Origin of the sequence: Chryseobacterium lacus (assembly GCF_003336205.1) — a bacterium.
In the GTDB taxonomy this organism is placed as follows: domain Bacteria; phylum Bacteroidota; class Bacteroidia; order Flavobacteriales; family Weeksellaceae; genus Chryseobacterium_A; species Chryseobacterium_A lacus.
Genome location: NZ_QPIE01000006.1, coordinates 233539 through 239829, shown reverse-complemented (window position 1 = coordinate 239829; position 6291 = coordinate 233539). Strand labels below are relative to the sequence as shown.

The window sequence follows — 6291 nt, the reverse complement described above, 5'->3', positions numbered from 1 at the left end:
TACCCCAGTTCACGGTGGCGTTGTAAGCAGGTTGCGTTCCCGGAGGCTGAAGAGTGCCTCCCGACACAGACCATTGTACATTGGTAATGTTAGGCCCGGCAACGGTGTATTTTACCTGGCTAAACTCACACACTCGGATACAGCGGGAGCCTTCGATCTCCTCCCATACTGCCATGGCTTCACGAGGATCGCCTTCAGATCCGTAATCAAGGCAGGCAATCTGGTTATTCCAGGTAACAGTCGTTCCGCTCTGAGCCCCCACAAGGGCAGGCATCAGCAACATCCACAGGAAGAGCAGTATGTGACCCTTCGGGGGAATTTTCAAATGGTTTAAATTGACCATAAAAATAGTTTTAAGGTTATTGATGAGCCGGATGATCCGGTTCTTTTTTAATGATTCTCAAGTTGTGCACCGTTGTCAGGTGCATTTCTGATCTATTGATCATCCGGTTTGATCTTCATCATTTTACCCTTTACCATAATGCCCATTTGCACAATAGAATGCACACTGGGGCATCTCTCCCATTAGCCTGTTCTTTACTGCATGTTTACCGGTAGGCCTTACACTCTGGATCAACTAATGATCCTGTATTATTAAATTTATCATCCTTTACAAACGTGTCAAACACGCCATTCACTATTCACGCATTCACCATTCACCATTCACACCTTCACGCATGAATCTTTCTTTTTTTTTCAAACTGTACAGGGAAGGAACCTCCTCTACGGAATGCAGTGGGTTCTTTTTTCTGAAAGTCGTGGTGCTTCTCATAAAAGAGCCCACGCATTTGTGTTTTTTGGAAAAGGGCACCCGTGTAAATGCGGCTGAACCCTTTATGAAGTTCTCCATAATCGTTTATCTAATCAATAAAGCATATTCGTGAAGAATTTCATTTCAAATATAAAAATTATTTTAATATAAAAGCTAAAATATCATAAAATATTTAATTTTTATCAAAACCCGCATGAACACACGCATCCCAACGATGCAATACATAGTTTCTCTTAAGCGGGCATCACTTTTTATTGTTTCATTTTAACTTTTTAGTTTTTAGAATCTGCGAAAATCTGCGAAATCTTTGAGAACTAAAATCCGTGTTGGCTTCGAGAGCCTCAGCCACCAGAGCGCACCAAACTCTAAAACATTAACCGATTAACCCGTAACAGGCAAATTCGCTAATAAGCGAAAAAGCAAATTTGCTTCTCTAAACCAGGTTGCTTTCTTTTGAAATTTCGGCTTGCGATATTGCCCTAAGTTGGACATAGGGTAACTACGGGGTAACTACGGGGTATGTACGGGGTATGTACGGGTGAAGTATGGAGGTAGAAATTTTGAGGTGATCAAAGTGCCTGTTTTAGTGGTTTTAAGGAAGCCAAGAAACGGATTTTCACCACCATTTAACGCCAATTTTGGCCGAAACCGAGGAACCACCCCGTCATCCTCCTTCGTCGGCTGCCACCCCTCCGGAGGAGGGGAATATTTCCAACTTCTTTTGTACTGGAGGGAAAACATTTACTTTTTCTAAATAATTAACCGATTAAGCGATTAACCAGCATACTCCTTTTCTTCGGGTACGGTTCGGGTCTCCTTCGGATCGTGTTCGGTAAAATGGGTGTTTTACCGAAGGTGTACCGAACACGACCCGAACAACATCCGAACAAAACATGATGAGCTAATAAGCAAATAAGCAAATTCGCAAATCAGCAAATTCACTTTTTCTAAGTATTAACTGCAAAAAACCACCCCGTCATCCTCCTGTCGTCGGCTGCCACCCCTCCAGAGGAGGGGAATATTTCAACCTCTTTTGTATCGGAGAGAAAAATTCACTTTGTAAGCTATCAGCCATCAGCAAATTCGCAAATTCGCAAATCAGCTTCCTAAACAACTAACCGATTGGCTTCGGGAGCCTCAGCCACCCATCCGATATCTATCGACTAAATTATAACCTAAAGTTCAAAAGAAAGCAATCGACCTTAGAGCTTTTTGCATAAAGAAAAAAGTGAAATTTATTCCTTAATTACGCTCACTTTTATGGACTGCATAAAAACTTACAGTGTTTGAAGCGCGACACAAAATTTGACATGAAGCAACAAAAGTCATTTCGCGCAAGTTTGTAAGTTTTCTATGAATAAATTTTGCTTTTTTTAGCAAAAAGGTCCAGTCTTGACTTTTTTGTTACTTTTTGCGTCAAGGCAAAAAGTAAGAAGTAAAATACATTCTAAGTGGCAGTGATTTCGGCTCCGCTCAATCACCGTTTGGCAAATCTGCTGATTTGCAAATTTGCAAATGCTCCCTCTAAACCATTAACCGTTTCATCAGCAAATCAAAAATAATAACTACATTTGTATTCACAGGCTTCGAAATCAAGTGCATTTTCACTGTGTTCCCGCTACATTTTGAATCCGTCAGTAGCTTTTCTCACAAAACACCCACCACCAAAAGGTTTCCAAAGGTTCAGCCATCGTTCCACCATAGTTATACCACCGTTCCACCGTAGCTCCCGGTACCCTCCCGGTACGCTCCCGGTACCCTCCAGCCTATCTAAGGCTATTACAGAGCATGTAATTTTACACCGGGGAAACAGGAATTAAGAAGTAAGCAAAAAGGCAAATAGGAATTTTACGCGTTGCAGTGGTATGTTTCAAAAAAAGCAAGAATAAATGCTTAAGGGTAATAATTTTTTTTATATTTGTTGGAAACTTTACAAAATTAGTGCACGAAGTGAAACTTTTTCTAAAATTTGCATCCTATAAGTAGAAATGTGCGTTTTAAAATTAATTGTCTAATAAATTCCAACAAAATATGTTTTCTTATCGATTAAAAAACTACTTTACTTTCCTGATTTTCCTGTCTGCTTTTGCCACGTTTTATTCGCAAAGAGATCCTTCAGTAAATAAAGCTACTCCGTCTGCACTTACGATGAAAGCCGGAGCTTTCATTGATGTGAATGTGCCGCCATATCCGGCGTCTTCTTATACTGCAGCTCAGTTGATAGAAAATGTTCTCATCAAAGGGAATTCGAGCTGTGTGAGCGGGAATATTTCAAATGTCATTGTGTCCCCGAATACTTCTCCTTCCGATCCCGACAGAACGTGGGGTTATTTTAACAAAGGAACAACCAATTTCCCTTTCGATGACGGAATTATATTGGTGAGCGGGCCAGCTAAGGATGCGGGAAATGCTTTTATTTCCGGTGCATTAGGAGGAGGGCCAAACACAACCCCGGACCAAGACCTGATTAACGCTATTAACCCGTTGGCGCCATTGTATAACAGTACTTTTATTCAGTTTGACTTTATTCCGTCCAGTACCCAGATTACGTTTAATTATCTCTTTGCTTCTGAAGAATATACATCTACTTTTCCTTGCGGAGATTACTCTGACGGATTTGCCTTGCTCATCAAACCTGTCGGAGCAGCAAACTATACCAATATGGCGATTCTTCCGGGTGGAGGTGGGCCTGTGAGCGTTACCAACATTGTTCCTGCCAGTCCATATTCTTGTGGACCTATTAACGCCGCTTATTTTGCAGGTCATAATACAGCAAATATTGAAACCAATTTTGCCGGACGCACCATTCCTTTGACGGCCACGGCAACCGTAGTTCCGGGACAGGCCTATACTTTTAAAATGGTGATTGCTGACGCTTCAGATACTATTTATAATTCGGGTGTTTTTATTGAAGGAGGTTCTTTCGATATCGGTTTGACTTTAGTAGACCCGGGAGGTGCAACATTGCCTGCTGAAATCCAGATGTGTGATAATGATCCAAAGACTTTAATTTCATCGGTACAAATTCCTGGAGCGCTTTATCAGTGGTCACTGAATGGACAGGACATTGCCGGAGCAACCAATCCGACATACGTAGCGACGCAGCCGGGAGAATACTGTCTGGAAATTATGGTTCCCAACAACCAGTGTCCGGCCGTAGTGTGTATCAATATTGTAGGAGGAAATGCACCAATAGTTCAGGATGTCGAATTTGTTCAATGTTACGGCCCGGATGCGGTGAGTTATAATTTAACTCATACTCAGCCTTATATAACTTCAACGCAGGGTGTCACGTTTGCTTATTATGCAAATCTGGCTGATGCACAGGCACAAAATGGCAACACAATTCCTAATCCTACGAATTACATGAGTCCGGGTGGTGTAAGTGTGTATGCTTTGGTGAAATCCACCTTTTGTCCTGCAATTGCTAAAATTGATTTAGTAAAAGCACCGGAAATGATTGCTGATATTGCCCAGCCACCGGGAATCAACTGTATCCAGCCTCAGGTCAACCTGAATGCAACAGCTTCTGTATTCCCTGCGGGTTCCGTGATTAGTTGGGAAGCTTCCAACGGTGGTTACATTTACTCTGGAGCAAATACACTGACCCCGGTAGTTACTGCAGGAGGGCGATACACGCTCACCATTACCAAAGCATATGCAATAGGTGATATCGCATGTACGGTAACTGCTTTTGTAGATGTGCATGAAGATTTCAGTCCGCCATCTGTAACGGTAACAGCGTCAGATATGCGAGTTTGCGCAGGCGATCCTGTTGTTTTATCCGGAGTAGGAGGACAAAATTTTGTCTGGTCGCACAGTGCATCCACATCAGCGGATATTACAGTAAATCCAACACAAACAACTACTTACACAGTATATGCTGTAGGACTGAACGGTTGTCAGTCTACCACACCGGCTTCCATTACCATAGAAGTTATTCCGGCAATAAATACTATTCTGCAACCTATTGCCGGACAAATATGCGTTGGAGATCAGATCACTTTAGATGCAGGATTTAATGAAAATTATACTTATACATGGAGTAAGGTTGAGAATTCGATTCCATCAGTTATCGGAACCGGACAAACCATCACTGTAGATCAGATAGGAACCTACACAGTAACCATCGAAAATGGAGAATGTGAAGCCACTTTTGAAACCAAAGTGATTACAGCACAACTTCCGCAGATTACTAATGCGGATTACCAATCGGGAACCCTTACGATTACAGCAAGCAATCCGAGTTTTACAAATCCTTTGGAATATTCTATTGATAATGGTTTCACATGGCAGGAATCAAATGTTTTCACTGGTGTTCAGGACAATACGACCCTGATGCTCATGGTTAGAATTAAAAACACTTCGTGTGTGACCATCAAAGATTTCTTTACACTGCACATTCCGAACATCATTACGCCCAACGGAGACGGAAAAAATGATGAGTTGGATTTCAGTGCCATCAGCAGATTTGAAGATTTCGAAGTATTTATTTTCGACCGTTATGGCAAGAAAATTTGGGAAGCCGCTAAAAATGCACCGGTTTGGGACGGAAGATTCCAAGGCAGGGCATTATCTACAGCTACATATTGGTATCAGGTGAAATATAAAGATCCCGTATCTGATACCATGGTTCTGAAAAAAGGGTGGGTGCTCCTGAAAAACCGAGAGTAATTCCCACGACAGTTTATAAAATTTGCCCTCTTTTCGGAGGGCATTTTTTTATTGATATTTTTTCCAGAGTTGGGTAAATTCAATGAAATCTTCCACGGAAAGTTCCTCTGCTCTTTTATCCATAAATTCATGTGACTTCAGCACTTCAGGAATAACGAGTGATTTCAGGGCGTTGGAAAGCTTTTTCCTTCTCTGGTTGAAGCCTGTTTTCACAATTTGTTTGAAAAGCACTTCATGATATTCCAATCCGGGTTTTGGATTACGAATCAGCTGTATCACTCCCGATTTCACTTTTGGCGGAGGATTAAATACATTTTCATGAACGGTAAATAGGTAGTGTACATCGTAATAGGCCTGAACAAGAACCGATAAAATCCCATACTCTTTGGTGCGCGGAACCGCCGCTGTTCTTTCGGCAACCTCTTTTTGAAACATTCCCACCATTTCCGGAACATGATTGTAATAATCAATGATTTTAAATAAAATCTGAGATGAAATGTTGTAAGGAAAATTCCCGATAACAGCAATTTGTCCCAATTCTGTGAAGGAAAAATCAGTCTTCAGAAAATCTCCGATAAAGTGTTCGTCCTTAAGTTGTAGATAATTTTGCTTCAAATATTCTATAGATTCATTGTCAATTTCCGCAACATAAATCTCCTGTTTTGGGTGTTCCAGTAGATATTTGGTGAGAACCCCCATACCGGGGCCCACTTCCAGGATATGATGGTATTCCTGAAAGCTGAGACTGTTGACAATTTTCTTCGCAATATTTTCATCGGTTAGAAAATGCTGTCCAAGGTGTTTTTTTGCTCTGATGCTCATGATGGTTTTTTAGAAAAATTGGT

The 6291-nt window shown here is 41.3% G+C and carries 4 protein-coding genes; 1 reads left to right on the top strand and 3 read right to left on the bottom strand.

Going from position 1 to position 6291, the window contains the following annotated elements; translation table 11 throughout:
- On the bottom strand, positions 1-343 hold a 343-nt coding region (locus tag DQ356_RS09575), incomplete at its 3' end, for a hypothetical protein (RefSeq protein ID WP_147267616.1).
- A gap of 306 nt (positions 344-649) precedes the next feature.
- Positions 650-772 carry a hypothetical protein gene (locus tag DQ356_RS11405; protein WP_262510893.1) on the bottom strand — a complete coding sequence of 41 codons (123 nt, stop codon included), beginning with the start codon at positions 770-772 and terminating at the stop codon, positions 650-652.
- A gap of 2031 nt (positions 773-2803) precedes the next feature.
- Between DQ356_RS11405 and DQ356_RS09565 the strand changes: the two genes are divergently transcribed.
- Complete coding sequence (locus tag DQ356_RS09565) at positions 2804-5446, top strand: choice-of-anchor L domain-containing protein (protein ID WP_114304259.1); 2643 nt, start codon at positions 2804-2806, stop codon at positions 5444-5446.
- A 48-nt stretch (positions 5447-5494) separates the two neighbouring features.
- Here the strand turns inward: DQ356_RS09565 and rsmA are convergent, their stop codons facing one another.
- Positions 5495-6268, bottom strand: a complete 774-nt coding sequence (rsmA, locus tag DQ356_RS09560) for a 16S rRNA (adenine(1518)-N(6)/adenine(1519)-N(6))-dimethyltransferase RsmA (protein WP_114304258.1) — start codon at positions 6266-6268, stop codon at positions 5495-5497.
- Positions 6269-6291: the final 23 nt, after the last annotated feature.